At 59.3% G+C, this 15,245-nt stretch carries 15 protein-coding genes, 1 tRNA gene and 1 pseudogene; 6 read left to right on the top strand and 11 right to left on the bottom strand.

All coding sequences use genetic code 11. The features are described 5' to 3' along the window. The 3 genes and pseudogenes from PL599_RS12365 to PL599_RS12355 all read right to left on the bottom strand — a co-directional run. A pseudogene (locus tag PL599_RS12365) lies at nucleotides 1–138 on the bottom strand (IS5/IS1182 family transposase); the annotation flags it as partial. Nucleotides 139–241: 103 nt separating this feature from the next. Further along, the gene (locus PL599_RS12360; protein ID WP_269824631.1) at nucleotides 242–739 is read right to left on the bottom strand and encodes a PAS domain-containing protein; all 498 of its coding nucleotides are present in this window, start codon (nucleotides 737–739) and stop codon (nucleotides 242–244) included. A 498-nt stretch (nucleotides 740–1,237) separates the two neighbouring features. Then, nucleotides 1,238–1,322, bottom strand: a tRNA-Leu gene (locus PL599_RS12355). A gap of 189 nt (nucleotides 1,323–1,511) precedes the next feature. Between PL599_RS12355 and lipB the strand changes: the two genes are divergently transcribed. From lipB to PL599_RS12340, 3 genes are all read left to right on the top strand, one after another. Continuing rightward, a complete protein-coding gene (gene lipB, locus PL599_RS12350) occupies nucleotides 1,512–2,243 on the top strand; it encodes a lipoyl(octanoyl) transferase LipB (protein ID WP_142912251.1) in 732 nt (243 codons plus the stop codon). Nucleotides 2,244–2,309: 66 nt separating this feature from the next. Beyond that, nucleotides 2,310–3,377, top strand: a complete 1,068-nt coding sequence (locus PL599_RS12345; protein ID WP_137410410.1) for an NAD(P)-dependent alcohol dehydrogenase — start codon at nucleotides 2,310–2,312, stop codon at nucleotides 3,375–3,377. 86 nt (nucleotides 3,378–3,463) lie between these two features. Continuing rightward, complete coding sequence (locus tag PL599_RS12340; RefSeq protein ID WP_269824714.1) at nucleotides 3,464–4,399, top strand: DMT family transporter; 936 nt, start codon at nucleotides 3,464–3,466, stop codon at nucleotides 4,397–4,399. 19 nt (nucleotides 4,400–4,418) lie between these two features. Here PL599_RS12340 and PL599_RS12335 read toward each other — a convergent pair whose 3' ends face one another. From PL599_RS12335 to yajC, 5 genes are all read right to left on the bottom strand, one after another. Next, the gene (locus PL599_RS12335; protein WP_269824632.1) at nucleotides 4,419–4,877 is read right to left on the bottom strand and encodes a hypothetical protein; all 459 of its coding nucleotides are present in this window, start codon (nucleotides 4,875–4,877) and stop codon (nucleotides 4,419–4,421) included. A 144-nt stretch (nucleotides 4,878–5,021) separates the two neighbouring features. Beyond that, nucleotides 5,022–5,867, bottom strand: coding sequence for a phytoene/squalene synthase family protein (locus PL599_RS12330; protein WP_077982249.1), 846 nt, complete (start codon nucleotides 5,865–5,867; stop codon nucleotides 5,022–5,024). A gap of 23 nt (nucleotides 5,868–5,890) precedes the next feature. Next, nucleotides 5,891–6,283 carry an Mth938-like domain-containing protein gene (locus PL599_RS12325; protein ID WP_142912253.1) on the bottom strand — a complete coding sequence of 131 codons (393 nt, stop codon included), beginning with the start codon at nucleotides 6,281–6,283 and terminating at the stop codon, nucleotides 5,891–5,893. Next, nucleotides 6,283–8,847 carry a protein translocase subunit SecDF gene (gene secDF, locus PL599_RS12320; protein WP_077982247.1) on the bottom strand — a complete coding sequence of 855 codons (2,565 nt, stop codon included), beginning with the start codon at nucleotides 8,845–8,847 and terminating at the stop codon, nucleotides 6,283–6,285. Before secDF ends, PL599_RS12325 begins: the two co-directional genes overlap by 1 nt. 80 nt (nucleotides 8,848–8,927) lie before the next feature. Then, a complete protein-coding gene (yajC, locus tag PL599_RS12315) occupies nucleotides 8,928–9,275 on the bottom strand; it encodes a preprotein translocase subunit YajC (RefSeq protein ID WP_003524964.1) in 348 nt (115 codons plus the stop codon). Nucleotides 9,276–9,481: 206 nt separating this feature from the next. Between yajC and PL599_RS12310 the strand changes: the two genes are divergently transcribed. Continuing rightward, nucleotides 9,482–10,354, top strand: coding sequence for an ATP-binding protein (locus PL599_RS12310; RefSeq protein WP_077982246.1), 873 nt, complete (start codon nucleotides 9,482–9,484; stop codon nucleotides 10,352–10,354). 160 nt (nucleotides 10,355–10,514) lie between these two features. Then, on the top strand, nucleotides 10,515–11,705 hold the full coding sequence (fdhA, locus tag PL599_RS12305; RefSeq protein ID WP_077982915.1) for a formaldehyde dehydrogenase, glutathione-independent: 1,191 nt from the start codon (nucleotides 10,515–10,517) through the stop codon (nucleotides 11,703–11,705). A gap of 61 nt (nucleotides 11,706–11,766) precedes the next feature. Here fdhA and PL599_RS12300 read toward each other — a convergent pair whose 3' ends face one another. Then, nucleotides 11,767–12,456, bottom strand: a complete 690-nt coding sequence (locus PL599_RS12300) for a TetR/AcrR family transcriptional regulator (protein ID WP_269824633.1) — start codon at nucleotides 12,454–12,456, stop codon at nucleotides 11,767–11,769. A gap of 115 nt (nucleotides 12,457–12,571) precedes the next feature. On the opposite strand from PL599_RS12300, the gene PL599_RS12295 reads away from it, so the two are divergent. After that, entirely contained in the window at nucleotides 12,572–13,966 is a 1,395-nt protein-coding gene (locus PL599_RS12295) for a cytochrome P450 (RefSeq protein WP_269824634.1), read from the top strand. A 58-nt stretch (nucleotides 13,967–14,024) separates the two neighbouring features. On the opposite strand, the gene PL599_RS12290 is transcribed toward PL599_RS12295, so the two are convergent. Further along, entirely contained in the window at nucleotides 14,025–14,228 is a 204-nt protein-coding gene (locus PL599_RS12290; protein WP_003502851.1) for a DUF3126 family protein, read from the bottom strand. A gap of 140 nt (nucleotides 14,229–14,368) precedes the next feature. After that, on the bottom strand, nucleotides 14,369–15,193 hold the full coding sequence (cysE, locus tag PL599_RS12285) for a serine O-acetyltransferase (RefSeq protein WP_077982243.1): 825 nt from the start codon (nucleotides 15,191–15,193) through the stop codon (nucleotides 14,369–14,371). Nucleotides 15,194–15,245 lie beyond the last annotated feature (52 nt).

Genomic DNA, 15,245 nt, shown 5'->3' with positions numbered 1-15,245 from the left:
AAGACCGGCAACACGATCATGGATAAATGAGAAGTCGATCACCGCGTCGATCTTGCGAAGCAGGTGATCTTTCGGGACCAGGCTATCGAGCGTCACCATCTCGAGAGCGGTCTGTTCAGGAGCAGGTCTCTTCAACATGTCCCAATGAATCATAAACCCCCAGCTCACGCCAGGGGTTTGTCAGCAGTCTGAGGCGGCGAAGGCCGCCTCTTTTTATGCGCGGTTTCAAAAGCCCGGATTGCTATTGCCGAGGCTCGAACTGATAGGTTTTTTTCAGGGTAATATCCCGAACGCTGCCAATGCCCAGAAACGGCGTATTGTCGGCATCAAAAATCGCCCTGCCCTTCGCCACGATCCATCGGTTCGATCCGTCCGGCAGATTGACCTTATAACGCTGGTCAAAAAAAACACCTGTCGTAATGCTCTCAAAAATGGCCTGTGCCACCTGATCGCGCATTTCGACATCTATTCTTTCGAGTATAGCCTCGATCGTCACCCCGCGTGACGCAACCGGTTCCGAAAAGCCATGACACTCCGCGGTGACGGCATCCATGATCAGCCTGTTGTCGGAAATACTCCACATGTAATAGCCAAGCGCATTGTCTGAATCCGTTTTGTCCCCCAGCACGAACCCCCCCGGACATTTTTCCTGACGAAAGCTAACATCAGACCTCTGATATTCCACCCCTCGTTTTTTAGGGTGAGGCCGATGTCCACCGGAGCGTGCATTGATATCCACCGAAATTTCACGCCGGTCAGATCGGAGTACGGTCTCAAAGGAGCGATAAATTCCTGGGGGACATCGCAAAGCCGCCAACCTCGTCCTACATAACTGTGCGACGAAATTTCATAGGAGGCTAATATGCTGCGAACCGCTCTCACTTTCGGAGTGCTGACGGCAACTGCCGCTCTTGCCGGGTGCCAGACGTGGGAAAGCCCATATCGAGGGTCTCAATGGCGCATGGACCAAGTGATGGACGGTGACCCGTATCGCGTCGGAGATGGCAACCATCAGGGAAATGGTACCGCCTCAAATATCATTCGACGCTAGGTCGCGACGAGCATGCTGAAGTAGCGGCAGGTCGAGAATTCTCCGAACCAAATTATAAAGCCCGGGTAGTGACGAAAATCACATCGAAGCCGCCCGAGCTCTGTTCCAACGAAACCGCGAGCAGAAAACAGAAAGCTATCTAAACGACTGGCTAAAAAAGAAAAAACCCGCCGAAGCGGGTTTCTTTGGTGCGGTCGAGAAGACTCGAACTTCCACGGGTTGCCCCACAGCGACCTCAACGCTGCGCGTCTACCAATTCCGCCACGACCGCATCGTGGTAGGCGTCGACTTGCGCCGACGGGGGTGCATGTAGCAAAAGGATTTTCGGTGCACAAGAGCGTCGTGACAGTTTTTTGAAATTAAAAATCGCACCGCACCATCCTATATGCAGGAAGCCCGGAAATGCTGGGGTTGCGGCCGTCTCGCCATTTTGCGAGAAGGCTGTGGAAAGGACTTTTTCATGCTCACACGCACCGATATAGAGACAAACATGCTGCCCGCTCCCGGTTCGCCGCCCGTTCGCTGGCGAATCTCGGAAGGCCTCGTGCCCTATGAGCAGGCGATTGAGGAAATGGAGCGTGAAGTCGCCGCCATCGCCAGCGGCGAGGCCGATGAACTCGTCTGGCTTCTGGAACATCCGCCGCTCTACACCGCCGGCACCAGCGCCGATGCCGCCGACCTTATAGAGCCGGAGCGTTTCCCCGTCTTCGCCACCGGTCGCGGCGGTGAATATACCTATCACGGGCCAGGCCAGCGGGTTGTCTACGTGATGCTCGATCTGAAACGGCGGCGGCAGGATGTCCGCGCCTATGTGGCGGCGCTGGAGGATGTCATCATCCGCACGCTCGACAAGATGAATGTCCGTGGCGAGCGGCGCGAGGACCGCGTCGGCGTCTGGGTCAGGCGGCCGGAGAAACCACTGCTTCCCGATGGCGGCATGGCCGAGGACAAGATCGCGGCGCTTGGCATCAGGCTGCGCAAATGGGTGAGCTTCCACGGGCTCTCGATTAATGTCGATCCCGACCTCTCGCATTTTTCCGGCATCGTTCCCTGTGGCATCAGCGCCTATGGCGTCACCAGCCTTGTCGATCTTGGATTGCCGGTTATGATCGGAGACGTCGACGTTCTGCTGCGCGAGGCCTTTGAGGAGGTGTTTGGCGAAGCAGCGCCCGACGCCGGCGCAAGCGGCTGATCCCACCGCAACCTTTGCCGCAGGCCGGTGTTTCCAGCATCGATCACCACAAGAGGAGGAACGATTATGTTCACAACATCCGCTTATGCCTGCGATGACGGTTCTTCGCCGATGAAGCTTGCGACCATCAAGCGTCGCGATCCCGGCCCGCGCGACGTCGAAATCGAGATCGAATTCTGTGGCGTCTGCCACTCCGATATCCACACGGCCCGCAGCGAATGGGCGGGCTCCCTCTACCCTTGCGTTCCCGGCCACGAAATCATCGGCCGCGTCGGCCGTGTCGGCTCGCAGGTCACCCGGTTCAAGGCAGGCGACCGCGTCGGCGTCGGCTGTATTGTCGATAGCTGCCGGGAATGCGCAAGCTGCGCCGAGGGTCTGGAACAATATTGCGAAAACGGCATGACCGGCACCTATAATTCCCCCGACAAGGCGATGGGCGGCGGCGCGCATACGCTTGGCGGCTATTCCGCCCATGTGGTCGTCGATGACCGTTACGTCCTCAACATTCCCGAAGGCCTCGATCCGGCGGCAGCAGCACCCCTGCTCTGCGCGGGTATCACCACCTATTCGCCGCTACGTCACTGGAACGCCGGACCCGGCAAGCATGTCGGCGTCGTCGGTCTTGGCGGTCTCGGCCATATGGCCGTCAAGCTCGCCAATGCCATGGGCGCAAAGGTGGTGATGATCACCACCTCGCCCGCCAAAGCGGAGGATGCGAAAAAGCTCGGCGCCCACGAGGTGATCGTCTCACGCGACGCCGAGCAGATGAAGAAGGCCGCTTCGAGCCTCGATCTCATCATCGATGCCGTGGCCGCCGACCATGACATCAACGCCTATCTGGCGCTGCTGAAACGTGACGGCGCGCTGGTCCAGGTGGGCGCGCCGGAAAAGCCGCTCTCGGTGATGGCCTTCAGCCTCATTCCCGGCCGCAAGACCTTTGCCGGCTCGATGATCGGCGGCATTCCCGAGACGCAGGAAATGCTCGATTTTTGCGCCGAAAAAGGCATCGCCGCCGAAATCGAGATGATCGATATCGATCAGATCAACGACGCTTATGAACGCATGATAAAAAGCGATGTGCGTTATCGCTTCGTCATTGATATGAAGAGCCTGCCGCGCCAGAAGGCCGCCTGACCCTGAAAGGGGGCGACCTTGCGGGCGCCCCTTTCCCGTTGGACCTTTCGGTCGAAAGCGCAGCCTGCCCCATGACTTCCCGATCCATGACCAGCCAGACCGGTTTCAACGATATCGCCAGGGGCATGACCCTCATGGCGGGTTGCATGCTGGTGCTGCCGGTCATGGATGCGATTGCCAAATACATGGCGGTAAGCGGTGGCATGTCGCCAGCGCAGGTGACCTTCTATCGCTTCTTTTTCCAGCTGCTCTGCACCCTGCCGCTGCTGATCGTGGTGTCGCCCAGGGCGCTGTTCAGCGCCAAGCGGCCATGGATGAACTGCCTGCGTGGCGTCCTGCATGCCTCGGCCAGCCTGATGTTCTTCGCCGCCGTCAAATACATGCCGCTCGCCGATGTCTTCGCAATCTATTTCGTCGAGCCCTTCATGCTGACCATGATGTCGGCCCTCTTCCTCGGCGACAAAGTGGGCTGGAAGCGCTGGACCGCGATTGCGGTGGGCTTCGGCGGCGCGCTGATCGTCATCCAGCCCAGCTTCGAAATCTTCGGCTGGACGTCGCTTCTGCCGGTTGCCTGCGCCTTTCTTTATACGCTTTACCTGTTTTTGAACCGCGCCATCGGCGATGCCGACAGCCCGTTGGTCATGCAGACCATGTCCGGCATCGCGGGGACCGTATTCATGGGTGCCGCACTCTTCGCCGGTGATGCGCTAGGCGACAAGGATTTCGCCGTCTCGCTTCCGCAATCCGGCTTCGCCCTTGCCCTTCTCGTATTATTGGGATCGATATCCGGCTACATGCACCTGTTGATCGTCAGGGCCTTCCGGCTGGCGCCGCTTTCTCTGCTGGCGCCGTTCCAGTATTTCGAGATCATCTCGGCGACGATCCTCGGTTATGCGCTGTTTTCAGATTTTCCGACGCCGTCGAAATGGCTTGGCATCGTCATTATCGTCGCATCCGGCCTGTTCATCATCTGGCGCGAGCGCCAGAAAGACGGCGCAAACCCGCCGCTTGACGGACAATGACAGCCGGCACAGTTATTTCTCAATTCTTCGAGGGCAGCGGCCCTTCGTCGTGGTGATCTTGCGCCTCCACGAGACTGCCAAGCAGCCAGAGGGAAACCTCGGCCGCCTCTCCGGCCGACTTGAACCGGTATGAGCCGCTATATTTCGGCATGTCGAAGAAGGTGACGACGAAACCGTCACCGCTCTCAAGACTTTCGACCCGGATGCGCTCGGGATCGATCATCACGCACACATAATGCGATCCCATATTGCGCATGAAGCCGGCCTTGTTGTCGTGCAGCCGCACGAAGGCACCACCACCATCCGCCGTCATATGCAGGCTTCTGATCGCCTCATTGGGAAAGGCGCGGGCGAAATCCATGATCGCCTGCCCCACATCATGACTGTTATCCTCATCCGTCGCCCGCGACATGCGCCAGGCGTAAACGGCAAAGACTGAAAGCAGCACGAAAACGATAATCCAGATCGCAATATTCATCCGGGGCGCTCCCTCAGTATAACAACATCAAGATTCGCGAATCGAAACGATGCGAACCGATTCAGGTTCATATAGACCGAGGCTTGTGTGAAGTGTGGCTTAGCGGGATCGACCTCGATTCGCAGCCTGGCTCAGTCAGCGCCATTAGAAACGCTTGAGGAAGGAAGCCTTTGCCAGCAGCCATTGCCGGCGAAGCTGCGACAGTTGCAGGTCGCCGTCAAATACGCCGCTCCCTGCCTTTCTCGCGGCAGCGATGACCGGACCGGACAGGGCGACGGGAAGATAGGCGGCAAAGACATTTTTCGAAATCTTCGCACGCCTCGCCTTCTCGATATGATCCAGCGCATGGGCCGCGAAAATTTCGATGGCGATACCGATGCGCTGCCTGTCCTGCCCTTCGAGAAATGTTTCGCGGTCTAGCCCGGCCGCAGCCAGCATATCGGCGGGAATATAGACCTGCCCGCGACGCCGGTGCAGCGGCATGAGCAGCAACATGCCGGCCATGGCCTGTGCCACGCCCGCGTGCCCTGCCGCCTCCGCGCTGGATGCGGCGTCTTCAGTGGAAAGCACGAGACTTGCAAGCTGGATCAATGCGGATGCGGTCTCTCCGGCATAGCCTTCCAGCGCATTGCGATCCTCGAACAGGTCGTCATAGAGATCGAAGATACGCGCCTCGATCATATTAGCCAGAACCGGACGCGGCAGGCGATAGTGCTCGATCGTCGTCAAAAGCGCTGCAGCCACCGGGTGGGATTGGCTGTCGCCGTGTGGATTGCCGTCGAGAAGATCGCGCCACCATTGCATGCGCACCTCGCCGGGCAGTGCTTCGCGCACGGAATCGCGGATGCGGGCGATTTCGGCGTTGAAGGCGTATAATGCGGCAAGGGCATTGCGCCTGTCTGCGGGCGACAGAAGAGACGCGAGATAGCGATCGCGATCGGTATCGCGCAGCGTCGCGAGGCAGACGTCGAGATTTTCTGTGGGTGCCATGGTTCCCCGCGCGAAACGTCCTGTCAGCCTTCGACGGCAATCAGCGCCGCAGCCACAGCGCGCGATTCCGACAGCATGATATTATAGGTGCGCACGGCGGCGCCCGTGCTCATCGGATCGACCGAAATGCCCGCCTCCTTGAAGGCGGCGCGCAATTCCTTCGGCAGAACCCGCATGCCATCACCCGTTCCGATCAACAGCACTTCGATATCCTGCGCTTCCGCAAGAAGCTTTTCGAAATGTCCGACAGTCAATTCTTTCGTATCAATGGGCTCCCACCCATAGATACCCGAAGGCAGGAGCAGCAGCGAACCACGATGCGACATATCGGCGAAGCGGAACCCGCCGTTGCCATAGGCATCGATGGGCGCCCGGCCGGGAAAATGGGCCGGGCGTATTTCGATCCCGCCAGCCATCAGACGGCAGGCTTGCCGCCGATGGCGTTACCGGACTTGTCGTCCTTCTCGTCTTCCGCATCCTTGCTTTCGGGGCGCAGCTTGAACGCAATCAGCACCGGAGCTGCGATATAGACCGAGGAGAACACCCCGATACCGACGCCGAACAGCATGGCGAAGGTGAATGAGCGGATGACCTCGCCGCCGAAGAGGTAGAGCGCGAGCAGCGCCAGCAGCACGGTCAGACCGGTAAGGATGGTACGCGACAGCGTCTGGTTTAGCGACGCGTCGATAATCATCGGCAACGGCATCTTCTTATAGCGCCTGAGGTTTTCGCGGATGCGGTCATAGATGACGACGGTGTCGTTCAACGAATAACCGATGATCGTCAAAATCGCCGCGATACTGGTCAGGTTGAACTCTATTCCGAGGAACACGAACAAGCCTATCGTGAAGACCACGTCGTGCACCATGGAGATGACCGCACCGAGCGCGAACTGCCACTCGAAACGAACCCAGATATAGACCATGATCGCCGCCATGGCGAGCACTACGCCGATCGTGGAGGACGTGGTCAGGTCGCCGGAAACGGCAGGGCCGACAACCTCTACACGGCGGAAGTCATATTTGTCCTCAAGCTCACCGCGCACCATGGTGATGGCGGACTGTTCGGCATTTTCCCCGCCGTCCTGCGCCTGGATGCGGATGAGAACATCTTGCGGCGTACCGAAATTCTGCGCCTGGATTTCACCGAGGTTCAGCTGGTTCAGACGATCGCGAATATCGGCAATATCGGCATCGCCCTGCTTGGCGCGCACTTCGATGACCGAGCCGCCCTGGAAATCGATACCGAGGTTGAGCCCCTTGGCGACGAAGCCGCCGACACAGGCGAGCATCACAGCGCCGGTGATCATGAAGACCACGCGACGGTAGCGCATGAAGGGGATATCGCGGCCGTCGAACATGGCGGTGCGGACACCCTTCGGCAAGTGTTTCGGACGGCTGCGGCGAACCCAGTAGCCGAACATCCACGCCGTCAGCGTATAGGCCGTGAACACGGTTGTGATGATACCGACGGCCAGCGTGACCGCGAAGCCCTTGACCGGACCGGTACCCATGTAGAACAACACGCTAGCCACGATCAGCGTCGTCAGGTTGGCGTCGACAATGGTCGCAAAGGCGCGGGTGAAGCCGTTATCCAGCGCCTGAATCAGCGGTTTGCCGCTTTTCACTTCCTCGCGTATACGCTCATAGATCAGAACGTTGGAATCCACCGCCATGCCGATGGTTAGAACGATACCGGCAATACCCGGTAGCGTCAGCGTCGATCCGATCACACTCAGCACCGCAATCAGCATCACGACGTTGACGATAAGGGCGATATTCGCCAGCAGGCCGAAGAAGCCGTAGAAGACGAACATGAAGATGAGGACGCCAACCGCGCCGATGGCGCTGGCCGTCAGGCCGGCGGTGATGGAGTCGCTACCGAGGCTCGGACCAACGGTGCGCTCTTCAACGACGGTCAGCGTGGCCGGAAGAGCACCCGCACGCAACAGGACTGCAAGGTCGTTGGCACCCTGAACCGAGAAGTTGCCGGAAATCTGTCCCGAACCGCCGATGATCGGCTCGCGGATGACAGGCGCGGAGATGACCTGATTATCGAGCACGATGGCGAAGGGCTTGCCGACATTCTGCTGCGTCGCCTGCGCAAAGCGCTGCGCACCGCGGCTGTCGAAACGGAAGGTAACGACCGGCTCGTTGGTCTGCTGGTTGAAGCTTGCCTGCGCGTCGACGAGATTGTCGCCGGAAACAAGCGCACGGCGTTCCACCAGATAGGGAACCGGGGGATCGTCCTGCGAATAGAGAACCTCGGAGGTCGCGGGCGGACGACCATTCATCGCTTCCTGTACCGGCATCGTCGTGTCGACCATGCGGAAGGACAGCTTTGCCGTCTGGTTCAAAAGCGATTTCAGGCGCTGCGGATCCTGAAGGCCGGGCACCTGCACGATGATGCGGTCCGAACCCTGACGCTGGATGAGAGGCTCGGTGGTACCGACTTCGTCAACGCGGCGACGCACGACCTCGATGGACTGCGACACGGCGGACGACAGACGGTAGTCGATGCCTTCATCCGTCAGGTTGAGCCTGAGCAGATTGTCGCCGCCGTCATTCATCGTCACTTCGGTGATGGAGCCGCCAACCAGCGTGCCGGCGGACACCGGCTGCGTCAGTTCACGAAGTGCATTCTTTGCTGCTTCCACCTGAGCGGGGTCGCTGATGCGGACCTGGATCTGCTGCCCGTTGCCGGTAAGCCCCGAATAGCGGATGTTGGCGTCGCGAAGCTGCGTACGCACATCGCCCACGATCGTCTCAAGCCGTTCCTTGACGATGTCGGAACGCTCGATCTTGAGCATGATGTGCGAACCGCCCTGAAGGTCGAGACCGAGCGTTACCTTGTTGTCCTTGTACCAGGCAGGCATGCCTTCCAGTTGCTTGTCCGTAAACAGGTTGGGAGAGGCGATGACGACGCTTGCCAGCACAAGCAGCCAGATGAAGACTGTTTTCCAACGGGAAAAATGAAGCATTTCGATCTCGGTCAGGGTTGGGGTCGCGCTACGCGCAACCCGTCAAAATTCGCAATCGGGCATTCGATAATCCGGCAGGATCAGGAAGCGGCTTCCGTCTTGACCACTTCGCCCTTCACACGCACTTCGGCAATGTAGGCGCGGGCGGCACGGATTTTCACGCCTTCAGCGATTTCGACTTCGAGCTCATTGTCATCGATGACCTTGGTCACCTTGCCGACGATGCCTCCGCCGAGAACGACCTGATCGCCGCGGCGAATATTGGTCAGCGTTTCCTGGCGCTTCTTCATCTGCGCACGCTGCGGGCGAATAAGGAAAAAGTACCAGACCACCATGAGCGGCGCAAACAGGAAAAGCATTTCAAGGCCGGAACCGAAGGCCGATGCGCCGCCTGCTGCGTCCTGGGCAAAAGCTTGACTAATGAACATATAAAACTCCTCAGAATTACGGCACGACCTTGGATGCCGCCCCAGCTTTCAAGCCGCCGGAATATAGTGGGGAACGCCGGGATTGCAACAGATGCAGGGCCCACGCCGTACCGATTCCGGACCTCTTAACCTTTATGGGCCTGAAACGCCATGCTAGGCCGGGCGCAAAACAGAGTTTTGAACACCAGACAAGCGGAAGAAACACCATGATTCGAGAAGAAACGGCCTCCCTGCTTCTTTCAGAACTGCGCCGGCTCACCATCGCCGTGGAACGTCTGGCCGGGCCGGCGCCCGCCGTAAACGACTGGAATGCGGCCGATTGTTTCGTCTGGGTCCCGGTCAACTCCTTCATCCAGCCGGTTCCCCGCCCCAACCGCATCGCCCTGAAACTCATTCGCGGCGTCGACCATGTTCGCGACATTCTTCACGAAAACACGCTGCGTTTCGCGGAAGGTTTTGCCGCCAATAACGTGCTCTTATGGGGCGCACGCGGCATGGGTAAATCCTCGCTGGTCAAGGCCGTTCACGAAGATGTGCGCACGGCGAGCGGCGTTTCGCTCAAACTGGTGGAAGTGCACCGCGAGGACATCCACACCCTGCCCGCTTTGCTCGACATCCTGAAGACGTCAGGTCATCGCGTCATCGTCTTCTGCGATGATCTTTCCTTCGACCATGATGATACGGCCTACAAGTCGTTGAAGGCGGCGCTGGATGGCGGTATTGAAGGACGGCCCGACAATGTCCTCTTTTATGCGACCTCCAACCGTCGTCACCTCCTGCCGCGCCACATGATGGAGAACGAGCAGTCCACAGCCATCAATCCCTCGGAAGCGGTGGAAGAAAAGGTGTCGCTTTCGGACCGTTTCGGCCTGTGGCTCGGCTTCCATAAATGCGGCCAGGAAGACTATCTGACGATGATCGACAGCTATGCGACGCATTTCGATCTTGGACTGGACCGCGAGACCCTGCATCACGAGGCGCTGGAATGGGCGACGACCCGTGGTGGCCGCTCCGGCCGTGTCGCCTGGCAATATATTCAGGACGCCGCCGGCCGCCTCAGAAAGCCACTCGAAAGATAACGCGCCCTGACATCGGGCGAAACACGGTGTCGTTACGACCACACCGCGTGTCGTATTCCCGAACGCCACATCTCCCCTCCCGTGGTTTGCTACACCCACCCAGTCATCCTGCCGCAGAGGAGCGGACAGGTACGGTGTTCGAACCATGGAGGAGATGGATATGAGCAGGAATAGAGGCGTCGTTTACATGCGGCCGGGTCAGGTCGAAGTCCGTGACATCGACGACCCCAAGCTTGAAGCGCCGGATGGCCGCCGCATCGAGCACGGCGTCATTCTCAAGGTGATTTCCACGAATATCTGCGGCTCCGACCAGCATATGGTGCGCGGTCGCACCACCGCGATGCCGGGCCTCGTTCTTGGCCATGAAATCACCGGCGAAGTCATCGAAAAAGGCATCGACGTCGAGATGCTGCAGGTCGGCGACATCGTCTCCGTGCCGTTCAACGTCGCCTGCGGCCGTTGCCGCTGCTGCAAGTCGCAGGATACCGGCGTCTGCCTGACCGTGAACCCTGCCCGCGCCGGCGGCGCCTACGGTTATGTCGATATGGGCGGCTGGATCGGCGGACAGGCCCGTTACGTCACCATCCCCTATGCCGACTTCAACCTGCTGAAGTTCCCGGACCGCGACAAGGCGATGTCGAAGATCCGCGACCTCACCATGCTGTCTGACATTCTGCCGACCGGCTTCCATGGCGCGGTCAAGGCGGGCGTCGGCGTCGGCTCCACGGTTTATGTCGCAGGTGCCGGCCCGGTCGGCCTTGCTGCCGCCGCCTCCGCCCGCATTCTGGGTGCGGCCGTTGTCATGGTCGGCGATTTCAACAAGGATCGTCTCGCCCACGCGGCAAAAGTCGGTTTTGAACCCGTCGATCTTTCCAAGGGCGACCGGCTGGGCGACATGATTGCAGAAATCGTCGGCACCAACGAGGTGGACAGCGCCATCGACGCCGTTGGCTTCGAAGCCCGCGGCCATTCCGGCGGTGAACAGCCAGCCATCGTTCTCAACCAGATGATGGAAATCACCCGCGCCGCCGGCTCCATCGGCATTCCCGGGCTTTACGTCACCGAAGACCCCGGCGCGGTTGACAACGCTGCAAAACAGGGCGCCCTGTCGCTGCGCTTCGGCCTCGGCTGGGCAAAGGCGCAATCCTTCCACACCGGCCAGACCCCGGTGCTGAAATATAACCGGCAGCTCATGCAGGCCATCCTGCACGACCGCCTGCCGATTGCCGATATCGTCAACGCCAAGATCATTGCGCTCGACGATGCCGTGCAGGGATATGAAAGCTTCGATCAGGGCGCGGCCACCAAGTTCGTGCTTGATCCGCATGGCGATCTGCTGAAGGCAGCCTGATATAGCCGACAATTGTTCCATGGAATGAAAGCGCCCGCGGCAATCTCGCTGCGGGCGTTTTTTATCTCCATGTCTCCGACTGGAGATATTTTGCTTCGTTTGTGGCAAGCGCTTCGAGCGCGGCAATGGCGTCCGCCGAGAGGTAAGGCCTGAACAGGCTGGAGACCTGCCGCAAGCCCCACTCCAGTTGCTGTGGTCCAAATTCGCTGACACCGTCCTGAAGAGTGAGATAGGCCGCCCAATAGGTCGAGACGATCCACAGATTGGTCAAAACCGCATCGCGCTCATTTTCGGGAATAATCACCAGCCCGGCTTTCTGCATGCGACCGACGATGTCTCCAACGGCAAGCCGCATCTCAGCACTTATCGTCCTCACCGGCTCCACCAGTCCCGGCGCAAGCGCAAGCAGACCGACGAGATCGCGAAACAGAAAGCGGTAGTTCCACACCAGCGAGAACCATTGCCGCAGGAAACCGGCATAGGTTTCCGCCGCGCCCTCATCCGCTCCATCGACAGTTGCGACCAATGCCACCGCATCGGCCTCGAAGCGAGCAAACAGCCCAAGAACCAGCGATTCCTTTGTACGGAAATGGTAATAGAGATTACCCTCGTTGATCTTCACCGCATCGGCAATCTCCGCCGTCGTTACACGGTCTGGCCCCCGCCCGTTGAAGAGGTCGAGAGCGGTATCCAGAATCCTGTCGCGCGTGGAGGATCGAGCACGCGCCGGTCGTTTCGCATCATTGCTCATTATCGAAATCGCATCCCGCTATTGAAAATTAAGGTGATCACCTTAAATTATTCAAAATAAGGTACACACCTTAACAGCAAGTTGCCATTGTTCAACGGGCATAAAGGACCAGCAGATGACCGAAACCGGCCTTCGCACCCCGTCCACCGATACGACCGGACCGCAATCCGTATCGAAACTCGCCACGGCGCGTCTCGCTCTTTCCCTTATCCGCAATCCGTTGAAGGCATTGCCGCCGGAGATTTTCAGCGAACCCGCGGTCTTTAACCGCCTCGGCGGCATCATGCGGGTTCATCTGGCCGATCCCGTGCTCATCCACGAGGCTCTGGTGAAGAATGCCGCTCTGCTCGGCAAGGGTGAAGATGTCCGCCGGGCACTCGGCCCCGCGCTTGGCCAAGGCCTTCTGACGGCCGACGGCGATCACTGGAGGTGGCAAAGGCAATCCGTCGCCGCCGCCTTCCGCCATGAAAAGCTGCTGGAATTGCTGCCCGTCATGATCGAAACGGCCCGCCGCGCGCAAACACGCTGGCACTCGTCCTCCACCGCCGACATCGATATCGGCCATGAAATGATGCGGACCACCTTCGACATCATCGTCGAAACCATGATGTCAGGCGGATATGGCATCGATATCGCCCGCGTGGAGCAAAGCATCACCGATTACCTGAAACCGACCGGCTGGACCTTCGCACTTGCCATGCTGGGCGCACCGGAATGGCTGCCGCATCCCGGCCGGCGCAAAGCGCGCGCCGCGGTCGATTACCTGCGCACCAGCCTTGCAACGGTGATCACCGGCCGGCGGCAGAATCCCACCGACAGGGCCGATCTCGTCTCCATGCTGCTTCAAGCCAGGGACCCGGAAACAGGCCGGACAATGAACGACACTGATATCATCGACAATCTGCTGACCTTCATAACCGCCGGCCATGAAACGACTGCCCTCGGCCTTGCCTGGACATTTCACCTTCTGTCGCAGAACCGGGAAATGGAAAGAAAAATTGTCGAGGAAATCGAGGCCGTCACCGCCGGCAAGCCGGTTGGAGCCGAACATATCACCAATCTCACCTATATCAGACAGGTGTTTTCGGAGGCCATGCGGCTTTACCCGCCTGCCCCCGTCATCACGCGCACCGCGCTTCAAGACTTCAGGCTCGGCGACCATGACATTCCGGCAGGAGCCGTGTTGTACGTGCCGATTTATGCCGTACACCGGCACACGGCCCTTTGGGACGAACCCGAACGCTTCGATCCGTCACGTTTTGAACCCGAGAAGGTGAAGGCGCGCCACCGATACGCCTATATGCCGTTTGGCGCCGGGCCGCGTGTCTGCATCGGCAATGCGTTCGCGATGATGGAGGCCGTGGCGATCCTTGCCGTCATCCTTCAGACGAACCATCTCGAAAACAAAACCACTGCGTCGGCGGAACCGCTGATGCGGGTGACATTGAGGCCGCAGGAGCGGCTGATGATGCAGATCACAGATCGTCAAAACAAATCGCCCGCGGTGTAACCACCACGGGCGACTGTTTCATTGAATGCGAAACTCATCCGTCACCGGATGGTGACGATCACAGATCGACGTCGAGGATCGCCATGGAGAAGTTGTAGGAACGGTCGCCGTCTTCGTCATCGATGTAGACGACGCCGAGAAACTCTTCGCCAAGATACACTTCGGCGGAATCGTCCTTGCGCGGACGCGCCTTCACAATCATCTTTTCATTGAAAGTGCGCTTGAAATAGGCGTCGAGTTTTTTGATTTCGTCGGCTTTCACCACTATTCTCCTGTGCGGTTCACGTTGGCCCGCTTTTGGCATGGGATAAAGGCCAAAGTAAAGTGAAAGCGGCACGTCATCCGCGTCTTCCACACGCACAACCGTGAAAATGCCGGCCCATCAGAGCGCGACAGGGCCGGTCAGATATCGGCCCCGATAAGCTGGTCCATCAGTCGCGAGGGTTCCGAACACCCTGCTTCCCCCACCACGCGCGCCGGCACGCCGGCAACCGTCGTCTTCGGCGGAACCGGCTTCAGCACCACCGAACCGGCGGCAATGCGCGAGCAGCTGCCGATCTCGATATTGCCGAGGATTTTCGCCCCCGCACCGATCATCACGCCATTGGCGATCTTCGGGTGGCGGTCCGCCCCTTCCTTGCCCGTGCCGCCAAGCGTCACGCCATGCAGGATGGAAACATTGTCGCCGATGACGGCCGTCTCGCCGACCACCAGCCCGGTGGCATGGTCGAGGAAAATGCCCTTGCCGATGCGCGCCGCCGGATTGATATCGGTCTGGAAGATACTCGATGAGCGGCTCTGCAGATAAAGCGCCAAATCCCTGCGGCCCTTCTGCAGCAGCCAATGGGCGAGCCTGTGGGTCTGGATGGCCTGGAACCCCTTGAAATAGAGGAGCGGCTCCATGAAGCGCGTGCAGGCGGGGTCGCGGTCGTAAACGGCCTGAATGTCGACGCGCAGCACGCTTCCCCATTCCGGCCAGTCATCCAGCATGTCCTGGAAGGTCTGGCGCAGCAGCACGGCCTGCATGTCGGGATGATCGAGGAGTTCGCAGATGCGGTAGATCACACATTCTTCGAGAGACCGGTGGTTGAGGATGGTCGAATAAAGAAAGGCCGACAGCAGCGGATCCTGTGCCGCAGCACTTCGAGCTTCATTGAGCAGGCTGCCCCAGATGGGATCGACGATCGCCAGCTGTTCCGGCTGACGGGCCTCGGTACGTGCGACCATGAATGGTCTCCTCGTTTGCAGTGGTCGTTCTTTATACAGAAAAAGACGTGCA

This window comes from Agrobacterium sp. ST15.16.055 (assembly GCF_027956555.1).
Lineage (GTDB): Bacteria > Pseudomonadota > Alphaproteobacteria > Rhizobiales > Rhizobiaceae > Agrobacterium > Agrobacterium salinitolerans.
This window is presented reverse-complemented; position numbering and strand designations above follow the sequence as displayed.